This is a genomic window from Rhizobium sp. WCS2018Hpa-16 (assembly GCF_031843705.1).
GTDB lineage: Bacteria > Pseudomonadota > Alphaproteobacteria > Rhizobiales > Rhizobiaceae > Agrobacterium > Agrobacterium tumefaciens_C.
The window spans coordinates 170,737-191,707 of the sequence record NZ_JAVTIX010000007.1 but is presented as its reverse complement, the minus strand read 5'-3'; the positions used below and the strand labels follow the sequence as shown (position 1 = coordinate 191,707).

The 20,971-nt window shown below is 57.8% G+C and carries 22 protein-coding genes; 12 read left to right on the top strand and 10 right to left on the bottom strand.

The genetic code is table 11. The features are described from left to right. Positions 1–37: 37 nt before the first annotated feature. From RQI55_RS19090 to RQI55_RS19065, 6 genes are all read left to right on the top strand, one after another. On the top strand, positions 38–910 hold the full coding sequence (locus RQI55_RS19090) for a carbohydrate ABC transporter permease (protein WP_042617676.1): 873 nt from the start codon (positions 38–40) through the stop codon (positions 908–910). Between the two features lie 11 nt (positions 911–921). Then, positions 922–1,746 (top strand): carbohydrate ABC transporter permease, encoded by an 825-nt coding sequence (locus tag RQI55_RS19085; RefSeq protein WP_243255041.1) that lies wholly within the window; start codon positions 922–924, stop codon positions 1,744–1,746. Between the two features lie 11 nt (positions 1,747–1,757). Continuing rightward, complete coding sequence (locus RQI55_RS19080) at positions 1,758–2,756, top strand: ABC transporter ATP-binding protein (RefSeq protein ID WP_042617674.1); 999 nt, start codon at positions 1,758–1,760, stop codon at positions 2,754–2,756. Beyond that, on the top strand, positions 2,753–4,234 hold the full coding sequence (locus RQI55_RS19075; protein WP_311273262.1) for a mannitol dehydrogenase family protein: 1,482 nt from the start codon (positions 2,753–2,755) through the stop codon (positions 4,232–4,234). Before RQI55_RS19080 ends, RQI55_RS19075 begins: the two co-directional genes overlap by 4 nt. A gap of 17 nt (positions 4,235–4,251) precedes the next feature. Beyond that, positions 4,252–4,935 carry an HAD family hydrolase gene (locus RQI55_RS19070; RefSeq protein WP_243255043.1) on the top strand — a complete coding sequence of 228 codons (684 nt, stop codon included), beginning with the start codon at positions 4,252–4,254 and terminating at the stop codon, positions 4,933–4,935. A 64-nt stretch (positions 4,936–4,999) separates the two neighbouring features. Beyond that, entirely contained in the window at positions 5,000–6,574 is a 1,575-nt protein-coding gene (locus RQI55_RS19065; RefSeq protein WP_243255044.1) for an FGGY-family carbohydrate kinase, read from the top strand. A gap of 54 nt (positions 6,575–6,628) precedes the next feature. On the opposite strand, the gene RQI55_RS19060 is transcribed toward RQI55_RS19065, so the two are convergent. Further along, positions 6,629–7,450, bottom strand: coding sequence for a MurR/RpiR family transcriptional regulator (locus RQI55_RS19060; protein WP_236727935.1), 822 nt, complete (start codon positions 7,448–7,450; stop codon positions 6,629–6,631). Between the two features lie 317 nt (positions 7,451–7,767). On the opposite strand from RQI55_RS19060, the gene RQI55_RS19055 reads away from it, so the two are divergent. Beyond that, positions 7,768–8,493: a sulfate transporter family protein gene (locus RQI55_RS19055; protein ID WP_042617670.1), complete on the top strand. Its 726-nt coding sequence runs from the start codon at positions 7,768–7,770 to the stop codon at positions 8,491–8,493. Here the strand turns inward: RQI55_RS19055 and nth are convergent. After that, the gene (gene nth, locus RQI55_RS19050) at positions 8,467–9,237 is read right to left on the bottom strand and encodes an endonuclease III (protein WP_243255045.1); all 771 of its coding nucleotides are present in this window, start codon (positions 9,235–9,237) and stop codon (positions 8,467–8,469) included. The genes RQI55_RS19055 and nth overlap by 27 nt on opposite strands. Positions 9,238–9,253: 16 nt before the next feature. On the opposite strand from nth, the gene RQI55_RS19045 reads away from it, so the two are divergent. Further along, the gene (locus tag RQI55_RS19045) at positions 9,254–9,775 is read left to right on the top strand and encodes a DUF2244 domain-containing protein (protein WP_243256911.1); all 522 of its coding nucleotides are present in this window, start codon (positions 9,254–9,256) and stop codon (positions 9,773–9,775) included. A 69-nt stretch (positions 9,776–9,844) separates the two neighbouring features. Further along, the gene (locus tag RQI55_RS19040; protein WP_243255046.1) at positions 9,845–10,717 is read left to right on the top strand and encodes a bifunctional helix-turn-helix domain-containing protein/methylated-DNA--[protein]-cysteine S-methyltransferase; all 873 of its coding nucleotides are present in this window, start codon (positions 9,845–9,847) and stop codon (positions 10,715–10,717) included. 23 nt (positions 10,718–10,740) lie between these two features. Here RQI55_RS19040 and RQI55_RS19035 read toward each other — a convergent pair whose 3' ends face one another. Continuing rightward, positions 10,741–11,763 (bottom strand): hypothetical protein, encoded by a 1,023-nt coding sequence (locus RQI55_RS19035; protein WP_243255047.1) that lies wholly within the window; start codon positions 11,761–11,763, stop codon positions 10,741–10,743. Between the two features lie 89 nt (positions 11,764–11,852). Continuing rightward, the gene (locus RQI55_RS19030; protein ID WP_243255048.1) at positions 11,853–12,839 is read right to left on the bottom strand and encodes a sugar-binding transcriptional regulator; all 987 of its coding nucleotides are present in this window, start codon (positions 12,837–12,839) and stop codon (positions 11,853–11,855) included. A 198-nt stretch (positions 12,840–13,037) separates the two neighbouring features. Here RQI55_RS19030 and tal point away from each other — a divergent pair, with 198 nt between their 5' ends. Then, positions 13,038–13,994, top strand: a complete 957-nt coding sequence (gene tal / locus RQI55_RS19025; protein ID WP_311273261.1) for a transaldolase — start codon at positions 13,038–13,040, stop codon at positions 13,992–13,994. A gap of 104 nt (positions 13,995–14,098) precedes the next feature. Here tal and RQI55_RS19020 read toward each other — a convergent pair whose 3' ends face one another. Continuing rightward, positions 14,099–14,866: an IclR family transcriptional regulator gene (locus RQI55_RS19020; RefSeq protein ID WP_311273260.1), complete on the bottom strand. Its 768-nt coding sequence runs from the start codon at positions 14,864–14,866 to the stop codon at positions 14,099–14,101. A gap of 143 nt (positions 14,867–15,009) precedes the next feature. Here RQI55_RS19020 and RQI55_RS19015 point away from each other — a divergent pair, with 143 nt between their 5' ends. Beyond that, positions 15,010–15,741 (top strand): SDR family oxidoreductase, encoded by a 732-nt coding sequence (locus RQI55_RS19015; RefSeq protein WP_311273259.1) that lies wholly within the window; start codon positions 15,010–15,012, stop codon positions 15,739–15,741. Between the two features lie 72 nt (positions 15,742–15,813). Here RQI55_RS19015 and RQI55_RS19010 read toward each other — a convergent pair whose 3' ends face one another. The 5 genes from RQI55_RS19010 to RQI55_RS18990 all read right to left on the bottom strand — a co-directional run bounded on the left by RQI55_RS19010 (position 15,814) and on the right by RQI55_RS18990 (position 19,578). Continuing rightward, a complete protein-coding gene (locus tag RQI55_RS19010) occupies positions 15,814–15,987 on the bottom strand; it encodes a DUF1328 domain-containing protein (RefSeq protein WP_311273258.1) in 174 nt (57 codons plus the stop codon). A 127-nt stretch (positions 15,988–16,114) separates the two neighbouring features. Further along, positions 16,115–16,954 (bottom strand): metal ABC transporter permease, encoded by an 840-nt coding sequence (locus RQI55_RS19005; protein ID WP_311273257.1) that lies wholly within the window; start codon positions 16,952–16,954, stop codon positions 16,115–16,117. Beyond that, positions 16,951–17,811 (bottom strand): metal ABC transporter permease, encoded by an 861-nt coding sequence (locus RQI55_RS19000; RefSeq protein WP_311273256.1) that lies wholly within the window; start codon positions 17,809–17,811, stop codon positions 16,951–16,953. The genes RQI55_RS19005 and RQI55_RS19000 overlap by 4 nt, the downstream gene beginning before the upstream one ends. Beyond that, the gene (locus tag RQI55_RS18995; RefSeq protein WP_409233754.1) at positions 17,804–18,688 is read right to left on the bottom strand and encodes a manganese/iron ABC transporter ATP-binding protein; all 885 of its coding nucleotides are present in this window, start codon (positions 18,686–18,688) and stop codon (positions 17,804–17,806) included. Before RQI55_RS18995 ends, RQI55_RS19000 begins: the two co-directional genes overlap by 8 nt. Next, the gene (locus RQI55_RS18990) at positions 18,688–19,578 is read right to left on the bottom strand and encodes a metal ABC transporter substrate-binding protein (RefSeq protein ID WP_243255052.1); all 891 of its coding nucleotides are present in this window, start codon (positions 19,576–19,578) and stop codon (positions 18,688–18,690) included. Before RQI55_RS18990 ends, RQI55_RS18995 begins: the two co-directional genes overlap by 1 nt. A gap of 320 nt (positions 19,579–19,898) precedes the next feature. On the opposite strand from RQI55_RS18990, the gene RQI55_RS18985 reads away from it, so the two are divergent. Then, entirely contained in the window at positions 19,899–20,882 is a 984-nt protein-coding gene (locus tag RQI55_RS18985) for a hypothetical protein (protein ID WP_243255053.1), read from the top strand. Positions 20,883–20,971 lie beyond the last annotated feature (89 nt).

Sequence of the window (20,971 nt, the reverse complement as noted above, 5' to 3'; positions counted from 1 at the left end):
CGTTTGACCGCGCGGTTCGAAATTGGGAGGGAGCCGCATGGCGACGCAAAACACTAAAAATCTGGCGCGGTTGATGATGGCGCCATCGGTTGTCATGCTTCTGGTGTGGATGATCGTGCCACTGTCCATGACGCTGTGGTTCTCTTTCCAGAACTACAATCTTCTGAACCCGGCCAATGTCAGCTTTGCTGGCCTGTTCAATTACCAGTATTTCTACACCGACCCGGCCTTCTTCCAGTCCATCTGGAACACGCTCGTCATCGTTGGCGGCGTGCTGCTGATCACGATTATCGGCGGCATTGGCCTTGCGCTGTTGCTGGACCAGCCCATTTTCGGGCAGGGCATCGTTCGCATTCTGGTCATCTCGCCCTTCTTCGTCATGCCACCGGTTGCCGCTCTCGTGTGGAAGAACATGATCATGCATCCCGGTTACGGCGTGCTGGCTGACCTCAGCCGCTTCTTCGGGGCGCAGCCGATCGACTGGTTCTCGCAGTTTCCGCTGCTGTCCATCGTCATCATCGTGGCCTGGCAGTGGCTGCCTTTTGCAACGCTCATTTTGCTCACCGCGCTCCAGTCGCTTGACGGAGAGCAGAAGGAAGCCGCCGAAATGGATGGTGCGAGCTTCTTCAGCCGGTTCATTTACCTCACGCTGCCGCATCTGGCCCGCGCCATCACCGTCGTCATTCTCATCCAGACAATCTTCCTGCTCGGCGTTTACGCAGAAATCCTCGTCACCACCAATGGTGGACCGGGCTATGCCTCGACCAATCTCGCCTTCCTCATCTACCGCACGGCGCTGCTTGGCTATGATGTGGGTGGTGCGTCCGCAGGCGGTATCATCGCCGTTATCCTTGCCAATATCGTCGCCATCTTCCTGATGCGCGCCGTCGGCAAAAACCTCGATCGATAGGAGTACGGATCATGGCTCGTAATGTCTCGACGCGCTCCAAAATCGGCTTCACCATTGTTGCCTGGGCTATCGCGCTTCTGTTGTTCTTTCCGATCCTTTATGCCTTCATCACGTCCTTGAAGACGGAGCCGGAAGCCATTGCGGGCTTCAGCCTCTGGCCATCGGGCACGTTTGAAAACTACATCACGGTCAACACGCAGCGTGATTACTTCAAGCCCTTCATGAATTCGGTCATCCTGTCGGTCGGCTCCACCATCTTTGCCCTCATCATCGCGATACCGGCTGCCTGGGCCATGGCGTTTTCTCCGACAAAGCGCACCAAGGATATCTTGATGTGGATGCTCTCCACCAAGATGATGCCGGCCGTTGCCGTGCTGGTGCCGATCTATCTTCTGTTCCGCAATGCCGGTCTCCTGGATACGCGCATTGGTCTCACCATCATGCTCACCTTCATCAATCTGCCGATTGTGGTGTGGATGCTCTACACATATTTTCGGGAAATTCCGGGTGAGATCCTCGAAGCATCCCGCATGGATGGTGCATCCTTGTGGAACGAGATCGTCTATGTGCTGACGCCGATGGCCATTCCCGGCATTGCCTCGACACTTCTTCTCAACATCATTCTGGCGTGGAACGAGTCCTTCTGGACCATTCGCCTCACCACCACCAATGCCGCACCGCTTACAGCCTTCATCGCCTCCTTCTCCAGCCCGCAGGGCCTGTTCTGGGCTAAGCTGTCTGCGGCCTCGATGATGGCGATTGCGCCGATCCTCGTGCTTGGCTGGTTCTCCCAGAAACAACTCGTTCGCGGCCTCACCTTTGGCGCGGTGAAATAAGGAATAAGAAAATGGGCAGCATTTCCCTTAAGAACGTCTCCAAGGTCTTTGGTGAAGCCAAGGTCATTCCCTCCATCGATCTCGATATCAAGGATGGCGAGTTCGTGGTCTTCGTCGGCCCATCCGGCTGCGGCAAGTCCACGCTGCTGCGCCTCATTGCAGGCCTTGAAGATGTGACCGGCGGCCAGATCATCATCGATGGCAAGGATGTGAGCGAGAAGGCACCCGCAGAACGTGGCCTTGCCATGGTGTTCCAGTCCTATGCGCTTTATCCGCATATGAGCGTGCGCAACAATATCGGCTTTCCGCTCAAAATGGCCAAGCTCGACAAGGCGGTCATCGACAAGAAGGTCAATGATGCCGCCGCCGTCCTCAACCTCACCGATTATCTGGACCGTCGCCCTTCGCAACTCTCCGGTGGCCAGCGCCAGCGCGTTGCCATTGGTCGTGCCATTGTGCGCGAGCCATCGGCGTTTTTGTTCGATGAGCCGCTGTCCAACCTCGATGCCTCGCTTCGCGGCACGATGCGGCTGGAAATCTCTGAGCTGCACAATACGCTGAAGACAACGATGATCTATGTCACCCACGATCAGGTGGAAGCCATGACCATGGCTGACAAGATCGTCGTGCTCAATCGCGGTAATATCGAACAGGTCGGCTCTCCCATGGAGCTTTACAAGACACCGCGCAACCTCTTCGTCGCAGGCTTCATCGGCTCGCCGCGCATGAACTTCGTTACGGGCTCTTATGCCCAAGCCAAGGGTGCCGATACGGTCGGCGTTCGCCCTGAACACCTGCTGCTATCAAAGGAAAGCGGCCTGTGGAAGGGTACCGTCACGGTTGCCGAACATCTGGGCTCCGACACCTTCATCCACATCAAGGTCGATGAGATCGGCATGATCACCGCGCGCGCAGGCGGTGAGTTTGCCTGCCAGCATGGCGACACGGTTTTCCTCACGCCTGACGAGACCAAGATCCACAAATTCGATAGCAAGGGCCTGGCCATATGACATGCAAACTCTCGCTCGCAACGCTTGAACAGGCAAAGGCGACGGCTGCCGTCCCGGCCTATTCCCGCAGCGATCTGTCCGCTGGCATCGTGCATTTCGGCGTCGGCAATTTCCACCGCGCCCATCAGGCCATCTATCTGGATGACCTGTTCAACACAGGCGCTGACCATGAGTGGGCCATCATCGGCGCGGGCGTTCTGCCGTCCGACGCTGTGATGCGCGAAAAGCTTGCGGCCCAGGATTTCCTGACCACCGTGGTGGAGCAGGATAACAACCGCACCGGCGCCCGCGTGACCGGCCCGATGGTCGATATCCTGCCGATTGGCGATACCAACGCCATCGTTGAGACCCTTGCCGACCCGAACATCCGCATCGTCTCGATGACGATCACCGAAGGTGGCTATTTCATCGATGCGTCAGGTTCGTTCAATCCGCAGCATCCGGCCATTGCCGAGGATGGCCGCAACCCGACCGCGCCGAAGACCGTGTTCGGCCTCATCGTTGCTGGCCTCAAAGCCCGCAAAGACCAGGGCATCCAGCCCTTCACTGTCATGTCCTGCGATAATATTCCGCATAACGGAAAGGTCACCAAGAACGCCGTTGTCGGCGTGGCAGCGCTGTCTGATCCGGCCTTTGCCACATGGATCAGTGAAACGGTTGCCTTCCCCAATTCCATGGTGGACCGCATCACGCCTGCCACCGGTCAGCGCGAACGCGATATCGCTCGTGATGATTTCGGCATTGATGATAACTGGCCTGTGTTCTGCGAAGAGTTCAAGCAATGGGTCATGGAAGACAATTTCCCGGCGGGCCGTCCGGCACTGGAAAAGGTCGGCGTTCAGTTCGTAGCCGAAGTCGCCCCCTATGAGCATATGAAGATCCGCATCTTGAATGGCGGCCATGCGGCGATTGCCTATCCCGCAGCTCTTCTTGATATCCACTTCGTGCATGAGGCGATGGAGCATCCGCTCATCCGCGCCTTCCTCGCCAAGCTGGAAAAGGAAGAGATCATCCCGATCATCCCGCCGGTACCCAATACCGACCTCAACGAGTATTTCGACCTGATCGAGCGGCGTTTTCTCAACCCCAAGATCGGCGATACCATTCCGCGTCTGGCGCAGGATGGCTCCAACCGCCAGCCGAAATTCATCTTGCCGTCCACGGCAGATCGTCTGGAGAAGGGCGATGATATCGTCGGTCTCTCGCTGGTCTCCGCGCTCTGGTGCCGTTACTTCCACGGCACATCAGACAGCGGCGCGCAGATCGTCTTCAACGACGCCAGCACTGACCGCCTGCAGGCCGCTGCCATCAAGGCCAAGGATGATCCGATGGCGTTTCTGGCTCTGGATGATATCTTCGGAGATGTCGCCAAATCGGACCTGTTCCAGAAACGCTTCGCCCATGCCTTGAAGACATTGTGGGAGAAGGGTACGGCTGAGACGCTTGAACTTTACCTGCAAAACAAACTCGTCAGCTGACGACAAAGAGATGGGCCATGCAAACCGGAAACGCGCCACTGCTGATCTTTGATTGCGATGGCGTTCTCGTCGATAGCGAGCCGGTTTCGATTGCGGTGCTGATCGAAATGGTCGCCCATCAGGGTGTCCAGATCAGTGAAAAGGAAGCCTACGAAAGGTTTCTGGGTCGCAGCGTTGCCAGTATGACGAAAACGCTCTGGGAAGAATACGGTATCGAGACCGATATCGATTTTCTTGAGCATATGCGTCGTATTCTGTTCGAGCGGTTTCGAGCGGAACTCAAGGCCATCAATGGCATTGCCGAGACACTGGATCGCCTGTCGGTTGCCCGTTGTGTTGCATCGTCGAGCCAGCCCGAGCGCATCCGCTATTCGCTTGGCCTGACCGGTCTTTTGGAAAGGTTCGAGCCGAATATTTTCAGCGCCACCATGGTCAAGAATGGCAAGCCCGCGCCCGATCTCTTCCTCCATGCGGCCTATGAGATGGGGGTTGCGCCCGGCAATTGCATCGTCATTGAGGACAGCCCCGCTGGAATTATCGCCGCCAAGGCGGCAGGCATGCGCGTCTTTGCCTTCACTGGTGGCACCCATGCCCGTTTTCCTGCCTTCCGGGAGCAAATTGCCAGCCTCAAGCCCGATCTGGTGTTTGACGCCATGCCGGATTTGGTCCAACTTGTGGCCGATCAAGCTGCGCGACATTAGCGGCTGCCGGTGCTGCCTGCACCTTTGCTGATTGGCTGCGACCGAGGGATGGGAATTTAGCGTGATGCGTCAATATCTTGTTGCTGTCGATGTCGGCACGGGCAGCGCCCGCGCTGGTGTGTTCGATGCAGGCGGCAGGTTGATGGCGCGCTCCACCCATCCCATTCTCATGCAGCGGCCAAAGGAAAACCACGCCGAGCATGATTCGACCGATATCTGGAACGCTGTCTGCGTAGCCGTGCGAAAGGCCATGGCAGATGCCGATATCCCGGCGTCCGGAGTTGCGGCAATCGGTTTCGATGCAACCTGCTCGCTGGTCGTGCGCGGGCGCGAGGGAGAGCCGGTTACGGTTTCCACGACAGGCGAGGCGCGTTTCGACACGGTCGTCTGGCTCGACCACCGCGCCATTGCTGAAGCCGATCTCCTGACGGCGTCTGCCCATCCGGTGCTGGATTTCGCAGGCGGCTCTATTTCGCCCGAGATGCAGATGCCCAAGCTGATGTGGCTGAAAAAGCACCTGCCGGAAAGCTGGTCAAAAGCAGGCTATTTCTTCGATCTGGCCGATTTCCTGACATGGAAGGCAAGCGGCAATTCCCGGCGCTCCAATTGCACCCTGACCGCCAAATGGAATTTTCTGGCCCATGAGGGCAAAGGCTGGAGCCGGGATTATCTTGAACTTGCCGGTGTCAGTGACCTTCTTCAGCGCGGCAATCTCCCGGACGAGACGGTTGCACCCGGCCAGAGCGTCGGCAAGCTTTGCCAGCAGGCAGCCGATGAGCTGGGCCTTGATACCGCATGCGAGGTCGCCGCTGGCATGATCGATGCCTATGCCGGTGCGCTGGGTGCGCTCGGCGGCAGCCTGCAATCCGATGTGGGCAGCAATGTCGCACTGATTGCCGGCACCTCCAGCTGCCTAGTGACCCTTACGCCAAAGCGTATGCCCGGCCACAGTCTTTGGGGTCCATACTGGCAGGCGGTTCTTCCCGGCCACTGGCTGGTCGAGGGCGGTCAATCGGCCACTGGTGCGTTGCTGGATCATGTGGTGCGCATGCACGCCGCCGGTGGCGAGCCGACGCCCGAACTTCATGCTCGCATCGTTCGTCGGGTCTTGGAGCTGCGCGGCACGGAAGGCAAAAGCTTTGCCGAACACCTGCATGTCCTGCCAGATTTTCACGGCAATCGCTCGCCTCTGGCTGATCCGCATGCGCGCGGCGTTGTCAGCGGGCTGACGCTGGACACGTCCTTTGACAGTCTTTGCCGCCTTTACTGGCGCACGTCCGTGGCTATCGCCTTGGGCGCACGGCATGTGCTGGATGCGATGGAGGGTTTTGGCTACGCCGTGGAAACGCTTCACGTGACCGGCGGCCATGTGCACAATCCACTTCTGATGGAGCTTTATGCCGATGTAACTGGAAAACGCATCGTTGTTCCCGCTACAGCAGATGCGGTGCTGCTGGGCACGGCCATGACGGCTGCCTCAGCGGGTGGTGTTCACAAGGGATTGGTTGCTGCGGGTGCGGCCATGTATCCCGGCGGCGAGGAACGTCGGGCGAGCGTGCAGTTTCATGACCGATATGAGCGCGACTATCGGCGTTTTCTGGCCATGTACCGCCACCGCGAGGAACTGGAGCGAATGTAAGGCGTGCAGCCCGCAACTCATTCGGACGTGCACGCCATCTAGCAAAGCAGCAGATTAGCCTTTCATGACCTTCTGCATATCGCCGATGCGGCGGTAGCGGTCCTTGCGGCCCGTATCGGTTTTCTGCGGCAGTGAATGCAGCACGAACTCGGTAATGGCCACCAGTTGCAACATGCTGTGGCCGCCGTTCTGGCTGAGCGGAATGGTCAGGCAGATGTCGGCGCTGTCAGGGCCCCACTCATAAAAGCGGGTGGTGATCAGCACTGTCGCGTAGCCAGCCTTCATGGCCATTTTCGCAAGCCGTTGCAATTCGGTCAGCTCGCCACCGCAGTCCATCAGGATCAGCAGGGTGCCATCGGCAGGCTCGTCCATCAGCGAGATGTAGGATGCGCTGTCGCGAGGCAGGTAGTGAACCCGCTCACGACATTCCAGCAGCTTGGTGTAGAAGTAACGGCAGATGCCGAAGCTTTCGGCAGAGGAGGCGACGAAGACCTGTTTGCTCTCGGCAATATTGGCAAGCGCCGTCTTCCAAACGGGCTGTCCCGCCAGATCATACACGGCCTGAACGGCCTGGATCTGTTGCAGCATGAGAGACGACAATGGTGTCTGTGGCGTTTCCTGTTTGGATACAGGCGCGGTTTCCACCACGCGGGGCTCTTCACGCAGATGTTCACGAATGTCGCTCAGCTGGCGATAGCCCAGCGAGCGTAGGAATCGACCGACCGTCATCGGGCTGAGGTTGAGTTTTTCAGCAAGCGTCGCAGCCGTCTCGAATGGCAACTCCGCCAGGTGCTCGATGATGTATTTTGCAATCCGCCGTTCAGAGGGCGTTCCCGTTTTCAGGGTCCGGGTCAGATCAATCAGCAACTTTTCCAACGAGGCCTCGTTTGTCTTGTCTTTAGTGCGCAATGATGATCTCACAAGCAAATCTTGCTGTTCATTGCGTCGACTAGGTTGTACAAAAATGGCCCATCGTCATCCTGCCCGCCCCCGGTCGCAAGAATATACGATTTTTTGCCTGTTTGTTTTTATAGTTTAGCGCCTCCTTTTCTTCAAGTGCAAAATGTCGAGTTGTGTTTTTTCTTGGAGGAAGCGCGGCGCATTTCTTGCGAAGGGTGGCTGAGCGCCCTATCTGGCACATATCGGCGCGTGGATTTCACTCCCGAATCATCCGCCTAAATGGAGGCAATTGAATGATTTTCGACGCAGCGCGGCTTGCTTTTGGCAACCTTTTTGCCGCCGAGACCCGATCTGCCTTCTGGAAATCCCTAGGGTTGACGATTCTTGTGCTTGTGGGCCTGTGGTTTGCCATTCGCGGCATTTTCATCTGGCTGGCCCTGCCGTGGCTTGATCAGCTGGTGCCGGGCATTCCCGAATGGGCGGGGTGGATGAGCTTCATTCTGGCCATTCTTGCGGGCATCGGCCTTGCACTGGCTCTGGCACTGCTGATTTCGCCGGTCACTGCCATCATCGCCAGCCTGTTTCTGGATGATGTCGCCGAGGTCATCGAGAAGAAGGATTACCCTGCCGATCCGCCGGGCACCGCCATGCCATTGAGCGAGGCCATTCCCTCATCGCTGAAATTCTTCGGCGTGGTCATTCTCGGCAACATCATTGCGCTGTTGCTGCTGCTTGTCCCCGGCGTCAATCTCATCGCGTTTTTTCTGGTCAACGGCTATCTGCTGGGCCGCGAATTTTTCGAATTTGCCGCCATGCGCTTCCGTAGCCCGGCCGATGCGCGGGCGTTCCGGTCCAAGCATCAGACCAAGGTGTTCATGGCCGGTCTTGTTATTGCGGCCTTCCTCGCCATCCCGTTCCTCAACCTGTTGACGCCGCTGTTTGCCGCATCGATGATGGTGCATCTGCACAAGTCGATCAGCAAGCGCGACCCGTCATTCTCCAATCAGTTGAGCCGGTAGCTCCACCAGCGGCGCTGGAATATCGCAGGTCTTTTCCGGCGATTTGCAGATATCGGCAATCACGCATCGCTCGCATTCCGGCTTGCGCGCCTTGCAGCAATAGCGTCCGTGCAGGATCAGCCAGTGGTGGGCGTGGAACAGATAGGTGTCGGGAATGATCTTCACCAGCCGCTCTTCCACCTCATCCGGGGTCTTGCCCGGTGCCAGACAGAGCCGGTTGGCAATGCGGAACACATGGGTATCGACAGCCAGCGTCGGAACGCCGAAGGCCATGGACATCACCACATTGGCTGTCTTGCGACCCACGCCGGGAAGCAGGATCAGCTCTTCCAGCGTGCGCGGAACCTCACCGCCAAACCTGTCGAACAGCATCTGGCTGAGCGCTATGACGTTCTTCGCCTTGTTGCGGAAAAGGCCGATGGTCTTGATATAGCCGATCAGGCGTTCCTCACCCAGCGCCAGCATCTTTTCTGGCGTGTCTGCCACGGCAAACAGCCCGCGTGTCGCCTTGTTGACGCCCGCATCGGTCGCCTGTGCGGAAAGTGCGACAGCCACCACCAGCGTAAAGGGATTGGAATGTTCCAGCTCTCCCTTCGGCTCCGGCCGCTGGATGGAGAGGCGGCGGAAAATCTCGGACACGTCTTCGGTCGAGTAGAGCGTCTTGACGCGGACCGGCTTGCGACGTGTTGTCACGTTTGACTTTTTCACCGTTTGGGCGCTGGATCTCTTCTTGGCAATTGTCATGTTTAACTTTTATCTGATGTCAGCTTCCTGCGAAGCATTGGACGAGGACCGCAACGTGGACAGCGTGAACGAAAAGCCGGTTTTTGCAGCGGAACTTGTTCCCTATCGCTCCCTTGGGCGCAAGGGATTTTACGTGCTTTTGGGTCTCACGGGAACCGTGTGTCTTCTCTATGGCACGTTCTTCATGGTCACCGGGGCATGGCCCATCGGCCTGTTTCTAGGCGTTGATTTTCTTCTTCTCTACATCGCTTTTCGCGCCAATTATCGGGCGGCCAAAGCGCGTGAGGAAGTCACGGTGTCGCGCACCAGCCTCTCCATCCGCAAGGTCTCTCCGGCGGGCCGCGTGGTGGAGCATCATTTCAATCCGTTCTGGGCGCGCTTTCGGGTGCAGCGGCATGATGAAATCGGCATCCTGTCCATGCATGTCTCAGGCGAGGGGCGGGTGACCGATATCGGCTCGTTCCTCAATCCCGATGACCGGGAAACCTTTGCGAAGGCCTTTCGCGGCGCGCTGGCAACGGTGCGGCTTCGAATATAGCGCACGGCGCAAGAAACGGGTGGAGAAAAGCGACGTTGCGTGGTTGGTTGGTGTTCAAGGAGAGACGCCATGAATGCCAGCATCACCCTCAGCGAGGATATCACGCCAGTCGGATCAGACTACGAGACCGTGCGGCGCGTGATTGAGATCCTGACGCTGGATTATCGCGATCAACCCTCTCTCGAAACCATTGCCGCAAAGCTCGAACAATCCCCTACACAGTTGCAGAAGACGTTTACGCGCTGGGCTGGCCTCTCGCCCAAGGCATTCCTTCAGGCCGTGACCATCGATCACGCCAAGCGGCTGCTGCGCGAAAAAAGCCTGCCGCTTCTGGAAACGGCACTGGAAGTCGGCATGTCGGGACCCGGTCGCCTGCATGATCTCTTCGTCACCCATGAGGCCATGTCTCCTGGGGAATGGAAGGCCAAAGGTGCCGGTCTGCAAATCCGTTACGGCTTCCACCCGTCGCCCTTCGGTCTTGCACTTGTTATGATCACCGATCGCGGTCTGGCGGGCTGCGCCTTTGCCGATGCGGGCGAGGAGCAGGCTTGTTTCGAAGACATGTCCCGCCGCTGGCCCAACGCGGATTACTTAGAAGATATCGCCGCCACCGCACCTTACGCCGCCCGCATTTTCGATCCGCAACGCTGGAGCAGCGAGCAGCCCCTGCGCGTCGTTCTGCTGGGAACGGATTTTCAGGTGCGGGTCTGGAAAAGCCTCCTCAAGATCCCGCTCGGCAAGGCCGTCACCTATTCCCACGTCGCCCATGATATCGGCCAGCCCAAAGCATCCCGCGCCGTCGGCGCCGCCATCGGCGCCAACCCCATCTCCTTCGTCGTCCCCTGTCACCGTGCCGTCGGCAAAAGCGGCGCTCTCACCGGCTACCACTGGGGCCTCACCCGCAAACGCGCCATGCTGGGGTGGGAGACGGGCAAGGTTTGATTGAAGCTCGAAAGAGACTCCAATCATTTGCTTATTTTGGATATCAAAAAGTCGGCACGCATGCGAACGGAATGGTTTTTATCATTCTTAAGCTGATGAGCTAGCTGCGCGGCGCGCGCGGAAAAAGGGTCGTACTTAATCAAAGCGTCCAGAGCGGCTAGTCTTACAATGGCAGCGTTATCCAAGGCGGCAGCATGGATAATATCCATCCGGTCCACCTCGACATTCACTGTACGCCTTTCAAACGTGTGAACTTTCTTCCTCCGTCCCATAAACTTGTCAATCCATTTCCATTCCCAATGGCTGGGCCATGCTGCAGTCATATCAGCGATCGTCTGCACAGCCATCGCGCGAACAGCAGGCTGGCGAGCTTCGGCAGCCAGCTGTGGAAGGTGTATGTCTATGGCGCTGCTTTTCATCATGAGACGAAGAATCTTGGAAACTGGCCCCGTCTGCCTTTCACGAATGATTTTGGCAATGTGTTCAACGACGTCGGGCCTGCTTAATGCCGCATCCAATTCGGTGCGCTCGACACCCCAGCGTTCCCATGTGTTTTGGGTAAGGACGAGGCTAACCGCCCCCTTCGCAATGATGTCAGCCGCGGTGACCGGGAAGCACCGTTGCGCGCACAAAAAGGCCGCGTTTCTGACGGGCTCTGCCCAATCGTTCAATCGCAGGCAGACTGCGCCGAACCAGAAAGGGCTTTCAAGCTCTCCATCGATGCTTTGAAGAGCAATTTCTCTCACTCTTCCATTAAAGTGAAAAAGAAACAGGTATTTCAAGCCCGGCATGCGCGCAGCCTGCCATGGGTTGACCGGAGCCCTCCTTAGCAGCTTTTGAAACCACGAAGGTCTGTTGTAGTGGATGAAGAGCCTCGCGTTATCAGCGATATGAACTGCGTATCTAGATACTTTGTCGGCGGGCAGTGCAGATAGAGCAGCCATGAGGTCGGCGAGCGCTCGGTCTGCCACCTTGCCATTGTCGAGACCTCTTCCAACGACAGATAGCAATCGTTCGAGGTCTCCAGGAATTGTAACTTTCTTCATTTTCGCTTTAATTCTAGGGGTCTGGAAGACGCAGTGTGCAGATCGGGAATTTCCAGTCAATACCACCTGTGGGCGAAAGCCATGCGCCATTACGCGCCGCCCCATTCCCCCAGCTCCAGCAGCGCCCGTGCCGCCGCCTCATCCGTAATCAGCGTGTTGCAGCCGATGCGTTTGATAGTGGCGCGGATGGCGGTGGCGCGGTGGGCGCCGCCGGAGGCCAGCACGATGTGCTTTGCCTTTTTCAGCGTGTCGAGGCCAATCGCCATGGCGCGCTGGTTGATGGGGTGATCGACCGAGCGCCCCTCTGCATCAATGAAGTTGAACATGGTGTCACAGACGCATCCCGCCGCCACCAGTTCCTCATGGGTTTCTCTGGAAATAAAGCCTTCCGAGAGCGAGGTGGAATGCGGTCCGATATCACCGCAGCTGACAATGGCAAGGTCGAGATTTTCGGCAAGCTCGAACAGCGTGTTCAGCCCGCATTTTTCGATCAGCGCGCGGCGCGTTTCTTCCGAATCCACCAGAAGCGGCGCAAGGAACATGTAGCATTCCGCTCCCAGCGCGCTCGCCAGCCGCCATGTGTAGTCCAGCGGGTTGGTCTGATGGACGGCAACGATACCGCCTAACAGCGAGACGACCTTGCAGTTTTCGCGGCGCGGCGGGCGGAAGCTGGACAGCGATGCCGTCATGGTTCGGCCCCAGCCGACGCCGATGGTGGCATTGTCAGGCACAGCTTCGGAAAGAAACTGCCCGAGCGCAAGGCCTACGGCCTTGGCAATGTCTTCTGCTTTCGCGGAGGCCGAGGGAATGATGATGGCCTCATCCAGCCCATAGGCCGCTTCCAGTTTTATGGCGAGTTCGACGTAATCTTCGATGCCCTCATTGATCCAGATCTGAACTTCGGAGCGTTTCATCGCCTCGTCCAGAAGTCGGATGACGGTGGAGCGGCTGATGCCGAGCTTTTCGGCCACGTCCTTCTGCGTCATGCCCTGATTGTAATACAGCCACGCCGCCCGCAACCGCAGGGAAGCGGCTTCGGAATAGGCGGTATGGGTCTCTCTTCTCAGTTTTGCCACTGTCTTCGCCGTGATTTTGTTGTTGAGCAAGTATCGCTGGTATGAAACTTATGTCAATTGGATTGCGCAAATGTCTTGACTTTGCCATTTTGACAACGATACTCGCAGCTTGAAAAAACCGGTTCCGGCGCCGCAATTTTGACGCGTGGGCAAAACTGGCTTGAAGCAGTTTCATTAAGATCACGAGGATCAAACGGCATGAAGTCCAAACTTGACCAACTTCGCGAAATCACAACGGTTGTGGCCGATACCGGCGATATCGAGGCGGTTGCGCGCCTGAAGCCGGTGGATTGCACCACCAACCCCTCCATCGTGCTGAAGGCGCTCGGCACGCCCATGTTTGCCGATGCCGTGAAGGAAGCCGTATCCTGGGGCAAGAAGCAGGGCGGACATTCCGACGCTGTTGTTGGCGCCGTTGCAGACCGTCTGGCCATTTCGGTTGGCGCTGCACTGGTGGATCTGGTTCCCGGCCGCGTATCGACCGAAGTTGATGCCGACCTGTCCTTCGATACCAAGGCATCCATTGCCAAGGCGCACCAGATTATTGCCGGTTACAAGGAACGCGGCATCGAGCGGGACCGCATCCTCATCAAGCTGGCTTCCACCTGGGAAGGCATCAAGGCTGCCGAAGTGCTTCAGGCTGAAGGCATTGATTGCAACCTGACACTGCTGTTCTCGCAGGCTCAGGCCATTGCCTGCGCAGAAGCCAAGGCGTTCTTGATTTCGCCTTTCGTTGGCCGAATTCTGGATTGGTACAAGAAGTCCACGGGTGAGAACTACACATCCGAGACCGATCCCGGCGTCGTCTCGGTTCGTGAAATCTACAATTATTACAAGGCCAACGGCATCGAGACCGTCGTCATGGGCGCATCCTTCCGCAATGTCGGCGAGATTGAAGCCTTGGCTGGTTGCGACCGCCTGACCATCAGCCCGGCGCTGCTGGAAGAGTTGGACAAGGACACCGGCACGCTGGAGCGCAAGCTCTCTGCCGACAATGCAACGGCCAGCCCATTGCAGTCCATGGACGAGAAGACATTCCGCTGGCAGCTCAACGAAGATGCTATGGCCACAGAAAAGCTGTCGGAAGGTATTCGCCAGTTTGCCAAGGATCTCGTTTCCCTGCGCGAAATCGTCCGCAAGGAACTGGCCGCTTAAGGGTCTCCGCATTTTTTGCGGAACCTTTGCAGAGGTCTCCCGTTATTAAGGTATAATACCTCCAGTCAAAGAAAACGCGATCGGTCCCCTGCCGGTCGCGTTTTTTATTGTCCGGCCGCCACTTCGGAAATTGTTCGTGCTGCCTGACCGATCAGAGCAAGGCAATCATCGGCGCCGGGTGCGCCATCGTTCAGCGATGCGATGAAGGGGCAGGTCACAACCGCCAGCGCCGTGCCATCCAACGTCAGAACCGGTGCGGACATGTTGCGTACGCCTGCGGTTTGCAGGCTCGGCATGTTTTCAAACCCATTTTCTCTCACCTGTGCCAGCCTTTCCAGCAAGCCATCCGGCACGGCCTTTTCCTCACCGCCGCGCAATTGCTCGGCAATCATCCGGTCCCGCTGCGCATCGTTCTGGAAGGCAAGGAGCACATGGCCAGAGCCGGTGTTGAACAGGCTCATCTGCGCACCAACCCGAATGGACAGCGCCCAATAGGTGGAGGGTTCCTGCTGGGCGATGACCACGACGGAGCCGCGATCATAGACCGCCAGATGGCAGGCCTGTCCCGCCTTGTTGGAAAAGTCGCGCATGACGGGGGCGGCGAACGATACAAGTCGTCTCAACGGCGCATGGAAATGGGCGAGGCCAAAGAGTTTCAGCGTCAGGAAAAACCGGTCTCCATCCTGGCGCTGCACATAGCCGCGACGCACCAGCCGGTCGAGCATCCGGTAAAATTCATTGGGACTTTTGCCAATCGCCTTGGCAATTTCCACCTGTGTCAAACCACCGTCCGTGCTGGCCAGAAGCTCGAGAATGTCGAGCCCCTTGTCGAGCGCCGGTGCGCGATATTTCTCATTGTCGTCTTCAATCATCGTGGCCCTGCGTCACAAGATGACAGCACCATGCATCATCGCTGGTCCGGTTCACTTGACGTGCCATGAATACACTGTTTACTTATGAATTGTCGATCCATATTCGATTGCATCAGGCGCTTAGGCGCGGGAGGAGAAAGCGCATGGCGCAGAATTTCAGCGGCCAGACGGTCGTCATTACCGCCGCAGGGCAGGGCATTGGCCGCGCCACGGCGGAACGGTTCATCGAACTCGGCGCGCGTGTCATCGCCACAGATATCAACGAGGCCGCATTGGCAACGCTTGAGGGCGCTGAGACGCGCGTTTTGAACGTGCTGGATGCAGAGGCCGTCAAGGCGCTGGCCGCCGAGATTGGCCGTGCCGATGTGCTGTTCAATTGCGCTGGCTTCGTCCATTCCGGCACCATTCTCGATTGTGATGAAAAGGACTGGGATTTCTCGTTCGATCTGAATGCGAAAGCCATGTACCGCACCTGCCGTGCGTTTCTTCCTGCCATGCTGGAAAACGGCAAGGGTGCCATCGTCAACATGTCGTCGGTCGCATCCAGCGTGAAGGGTGTGCCCAACCGCTTCGCCTATACGGCCTCCAAGGCCGCCGTCATCGGCCTGACTAAATCCATCGCTTCGGATTTCGTCACCAAGGGCGTTCGCTGCAACGCCATCTGCCCCGGCACGGTGGATAGCCCCTCGCTGCATGAGCGGTTGCGTGCCACGGGCAATTATGAGCAGGCACTGGCCGATTTCATCGCTCGCCAGCCCATGGGCCGCATCGCCACGCCTGCGGAAATCGCAGCGCTGGTCACCTATCTCGCATCGGATGAGGCTGGTTTCACCACTGGGCAGATCCATGTGATCGATGGTGGCTGGACGGGCTGACCGCGAATCTTGGTATGACGCAACAAAAAACGGCGGGCCTTGCGGTCCGCCGTTTTTCGTTAAAATCGGGTCTTAGAGAATGGCCTGACCTGCCATCAGCGCCAGAACAACGAAGATCAGGAACACGACAATGGCGATAAAGAACAGAATGCGCGCGATGCCCGCTGTCGCTGCAGAAATTCCGGTAAAGCCGAAAACACCGGCGATCAGCGAAATAACAAAAAATATCAGTGCCCACTTCAACATGGCCGTTCCCTTCGCGTCAATTGATGGGGTCGAGGCCTAAAGGCTCCAACCTTCACCTATGACGCCGAACCATGGCGGGAAGTTCCAGCCGGTCTGAAATATTCTCTTCAGCGCGAAAGTTCGGGGCTTAAATGACCTGTTCCGTGCGGGACTTCATTGTTGTTCGCAGGAAGGCCAAAATGAACATTCCGCTCATGATGAGGACGATGGTTGGCGCAGGCGCGCTGTCGATCAGGAAGCTTGACCAGATGCCGATGATCGAGGCTGTGACCGCAACTGTGATCGCGACCAAAATCATGCTGGAAAACCGCCGCGCCAGCAGAAAGGCGATGGCACCGGGGGCCACCAGCATGGCGACGGACAGAATAATGCCGATGGCCTGCAACGCGCCCACCACCGTCAGCGAAAGAACGGCCAGCAGGCCGTAATGCAACAGGCGTACTGGCAGTCCAATGGCCTTGGCGTGTTGCGCGTCAAAGGCATGAACAAGCAGATCCTTGCGCAGCAGCACCAGAAACAGCGTTGCGGCGGCGGCAATCAGGCCTGTCTCGATGATATCGCCCATCGCCACACCCAGCATGTCTCCGAACAATATATGGTCTAGATGCACGTCGCTCTGGACCTTCACATAGAGAACGAGGCCCAGCCCGAACATGCCGGAAAAGACGATGCCAAGAACGGTATCTTCCTTGATGCGGCTGTTTTCCTTCACAAATCCGGTGCCGAGCGCGCAGATCATGCCGGCGATGAAAGCCCCGATGGAGAAGGGAATGCCGATGATATAGGCGATGACGACACCCGGCAGCACGGCGTGTGATACCGCATCGCCCATCAGCGACCAGCCCTTCAACACCAGCAGACAGGATAGCATCGCCATGGGCACCGCAATCATCAGGGTGATGATGAAGGCATATTGCATGAAGGGAAGCTGGAACGGCAGAATTGCCAGTTGCATGTTCTCGCTCATGGCGCTGTCTCCAGCGCAGCTTTCGCCTTGGCGCGGGATGCGAGGTAGCCGTGTTTGGGGGCAAATACGAATGCGGTGAGGAAAATCAGCGTTTGCAGCACCACGATGATGCCACCCGTTGCGCCATCTACGAAGTAGCTCAGATACGCGCCGGTAAAGCTGGTTGCAGCGCCGATGCCAAAGCTCATGCCGATCAGCCGTTCGAACCTGTCTGTCAACAAATAGGCCGTGGCACCTGGCGTGACCACCATGGCGACGACCAGAAACGCGCCAACGGTTTGCAAGGCGGCGACCGTCGAGGCGGCCAGAAGCGTGAAGAAGATAATCTTCAAGAGTTCGGGATTGAGACCTACTGTGCGGGCATGGTTTTCATCAAAGAACACCACCATGAAATCGCGCCACTTCAAGGTCAGCACCAGAAGGCTGATGCCGCCGATCAGCGCCAGCTGGATCGTATCCTCAGGGGTGATCGCGAGGATGTTCCCAAGCACGATGGTCTGAATATTGATGGAGGTGGGCGAGAGCGACACCATGAACAGGCCGAGGCCGAAGAAAGAGGTGAAGATCAGCCCGATGATCGCATCTTCCTTCAGGCGGGTCTTCTGGTTCAGAAACAGCATCGAACCGGCCGCAAGACCGCCCGAGATGAAGGCGCCGAGCGAAAACGGAAGTCCCAGCATATAGGCGCCCGCCACGCCCGGCACGATGGCGTGAGACAGCGCATCGCCGATCAGCGACCAGCCCTTCAGCATCAGATAGGATGACAGAAACCCGCAAACGCCACCCACCAGCGCGCTGACCCAGATGGCGTTCAGCATGTAGGAATAGGTGAATGGCTCAAGAAGCGTGTCAATCATGGGGTTTGGCTTCCGTCGTCGTCGCCGTTCCGTTCTTGCCGTAAATCACGAAGGGCCGCTCATCATCGGTGATGACCTTGAGATGGCGCGGATCGGCATCGTCGTGCAGATCCGTTCCGCCTAAAATGAAGTGCCTCAGGCTGCCGCCAAATGCCTTTTGCAGGTTGTCTTCGTTGAACGTGTCTTCGGTGGTGCCGGATGCAATGACGGTACCCTTGACGAAAACCGCGCGGTCGCAAAAATCCGGCACGCTGCCCAGATTGTGGGTGGAAACCAGCATGATGCGGCCTTCGTCGCGCAGCGCCTTCAATAGCGTCACGATCTGCTCTTCGGTGTTCACATCAACCCCGGTGAAAGGCTCATCCAGCAGAATGACCTGGCCTTCCTGCGCCAGCGCACGGGCCAGAAACACCCGCTTTTTCTGCCCGCCGGAAAGCTCGCCGATCTGGCGCTTGCGATAGTCCACCATGCCAACGCGGGCCAGCGCCTCGTCTACCATCTGGTGGTCGCGCTTGGAGGGGATGCGCAGAAAATTCATGTGGCCGTAGCGGCCCATCATGACTACATCTTCCACCAGAACCGGAAAGCTCCAGTCCACCTCTTCCGCCTGCGGCACATAGGCCACGAGGTTGCGCTTCAGCGCATCGCGAGCGGGCAGGTCGAAGATCGAAACGGAGCCTGCGGCCAACGGCACGAAGCCCATAATGGCCTTGAATATGGTGGATTTTCCAGCACCATTGACGCCGACCAAGGCCGTGATGGTGCCGCGCGGAATGGTAAAGCTCGCGCTTTTTAGCGCCGTGTGGCCGTTGCGGTAGGTCACCGTCACATCATCGACCGTCAAACCTGTCTGCGCGCCTTTTCGCTTGCCCATCATCATTGCGTCAGGCCTTTCACAATGGTTTGCGTGGTCACCCGCAACAGGTCCAGATAGGTCGGCACAGGGCCGTCTGCCTCGCTCAACGAGTCCACATAGAGAATCCCGCCATAGGCCGCGCCCGTTTCCTTCGCCACCTGCTTGGCAGGATCTGGAGAAACGGTGCTTTCGCTGAAAATGACCTTGATAGTGTGTTCGCGCATGGCGTCGATCACGCCGCGCACCTGCTGCGGCGTGCCCTGGCTGTCGGCATTGACGGGCCACAGATAGAGTTCCTTCAGCCCGAAATCGCGGGCGAGGTAGGAAAACGCGCCCTCGCTCGTCACCAGCCAGCGTTTCTGCTCCGGTAGTCCGGCGATGGCATCGCGCATCGGCTGGATTTCCTGTCGGATGCGGTCGGAATAGGCCTTGGCATTGGCCGCGTAGAGATCGGCATGGGCGGGATCGATCTGTGCCAGCGCCTTGCGGATGTTTTCGACATAGATGAGCGCATTGTCCGGCGACATCCATGCATGCGGGTTGGGCTTGCCCTGATAGGCGCCGCCATTGATCGACATGGGCGTGATGCCATCGCTGACCGTCACATTTGGCACACCCGCGAGGTTTGCCAGAAACTTCTGGAACCACATTTCAAGGTTCAGGCCATTCCACAAAACCAGATCGGCGTTGCGGGCTTTGAGAATGTCACGCGGGGTTGGCTGGTAATTGTGAATTTCCGCGCCCGGTTTGGTGATGCTTTCCACATCCGCTGCGTCACCCGCCACATTGCGCGCCATGTCGGCAATGATGGTGAAGGTGGTAACGACCTTCGGTTTTTCACTTGCTGCGGCGGAAAGAGGCAGAAGAAGCGAGGCGGCACAGAAGAGAATACGGAGCGCGGATGACATCATGAACCTATAAAACCCCTAATGCGAATAATTCGCAATCTCAATCTGGGGTCTCACATGATGTTTGTCAATGATATTGCAAATCATTCGCAATAAAGCGCGTTGCGGCTTCTCTGATGCAATTCCACGTGGAGTCCAAAAATGGTTCATTTACAGGTGTGGATTGTTGCGTCGGTTAAATCTTCTTCAACAAGAAGGCGTCAGAATTGACCCGTGCAAGGCAACACTCTTGGTTGCTGCGCTGGGTCCGTTTCGCAATCCGTCATCCATGACGCACCGAAACGGCGGTAGTGAACGGGGTAATGGATGTCGGAACGTTCGACGTGAAATCAGTGTTCAAGAGAATACGGTTTTCTCGCAAGTTCGTATTGATCAGTGGCGGTGTCCTCCTTTTGGGGGGAGCATCCGGCGTTGCTGCTATTTTTGTTGGCAAGGAAGCTCTGTTCGGAACCGCGCAAGTCTCGGTCAACGGGCTGGAATGCAGCATGGTCCAGACCGTCAACATCAAGAAAAACGGCGCTGTGTGGATCCGCAAATTCATCCGAACCGACGGTGGCGATGGTACGGACCGGATCAAGACGGCATTGCGTGTTGCCAAATCCGCCTATGACGAGACGAAGCCTGATCTGGTCCAGGTTTCCGTTCTGGATCAGAAGGGTCCAACCATGCGCTCGGATATGCGGGGCAGGGCCGTGGCAGCCCAGGTCGTCTACATTCCCGATGTCACCAAGCTTCCATCGGACGCGCAGGCCAAGCCCTACTCCGCTTTTTATTATGATGGCGCACCAAATGATGAGGGCGTTTTCTACGGCCTGAAGATCGACCTTCCGCTGGAAGATACCGAACGTCTGGCTGCAAGCCTCAATGAATTTACCCCGTGCAGCGACCCCGCCGCCGAACACGCACCCGCTGATGCGCATGGCGCTGCGGCCTCAGGCCACGAAAAATCAGGCGATGCTAAAGGTGGTGGGCATGGAGAGGCCGCGCCTGCCGATGACGGCCATGGCGCCAAGGAACCGGAAGGCGCCCATGGTGGGGGGCATGAGGGAGAGCCGACCGCCAAGGATGGCCACGGCTCTGATGATCCGGCATTGCTGACCTCCACGCCGGAGCCAGAACCCGTCAGCATGTTCAGCCTTGCCTATGTAAAATCGCTGATTTTCGGCAAAGGCCCGGTTGAAGCCGTTGCCGCTGAATCCGGACATGGCGAGCAGCCGGTGCCGGATGAACCCAATGCGCATGAGCCTGCCTCGCATGACGCGCCTGCCTCTGCCAAACCGGAAGAACCGGCCAAGCCAGAGCATTGAAGCCTCGCCTTCTGCGACGCGCTGCCTGATATCGATCACAATCTGAGATGAGATGCGCCAGAATTAGGCTGCGCAACGAGCCGTGCCGC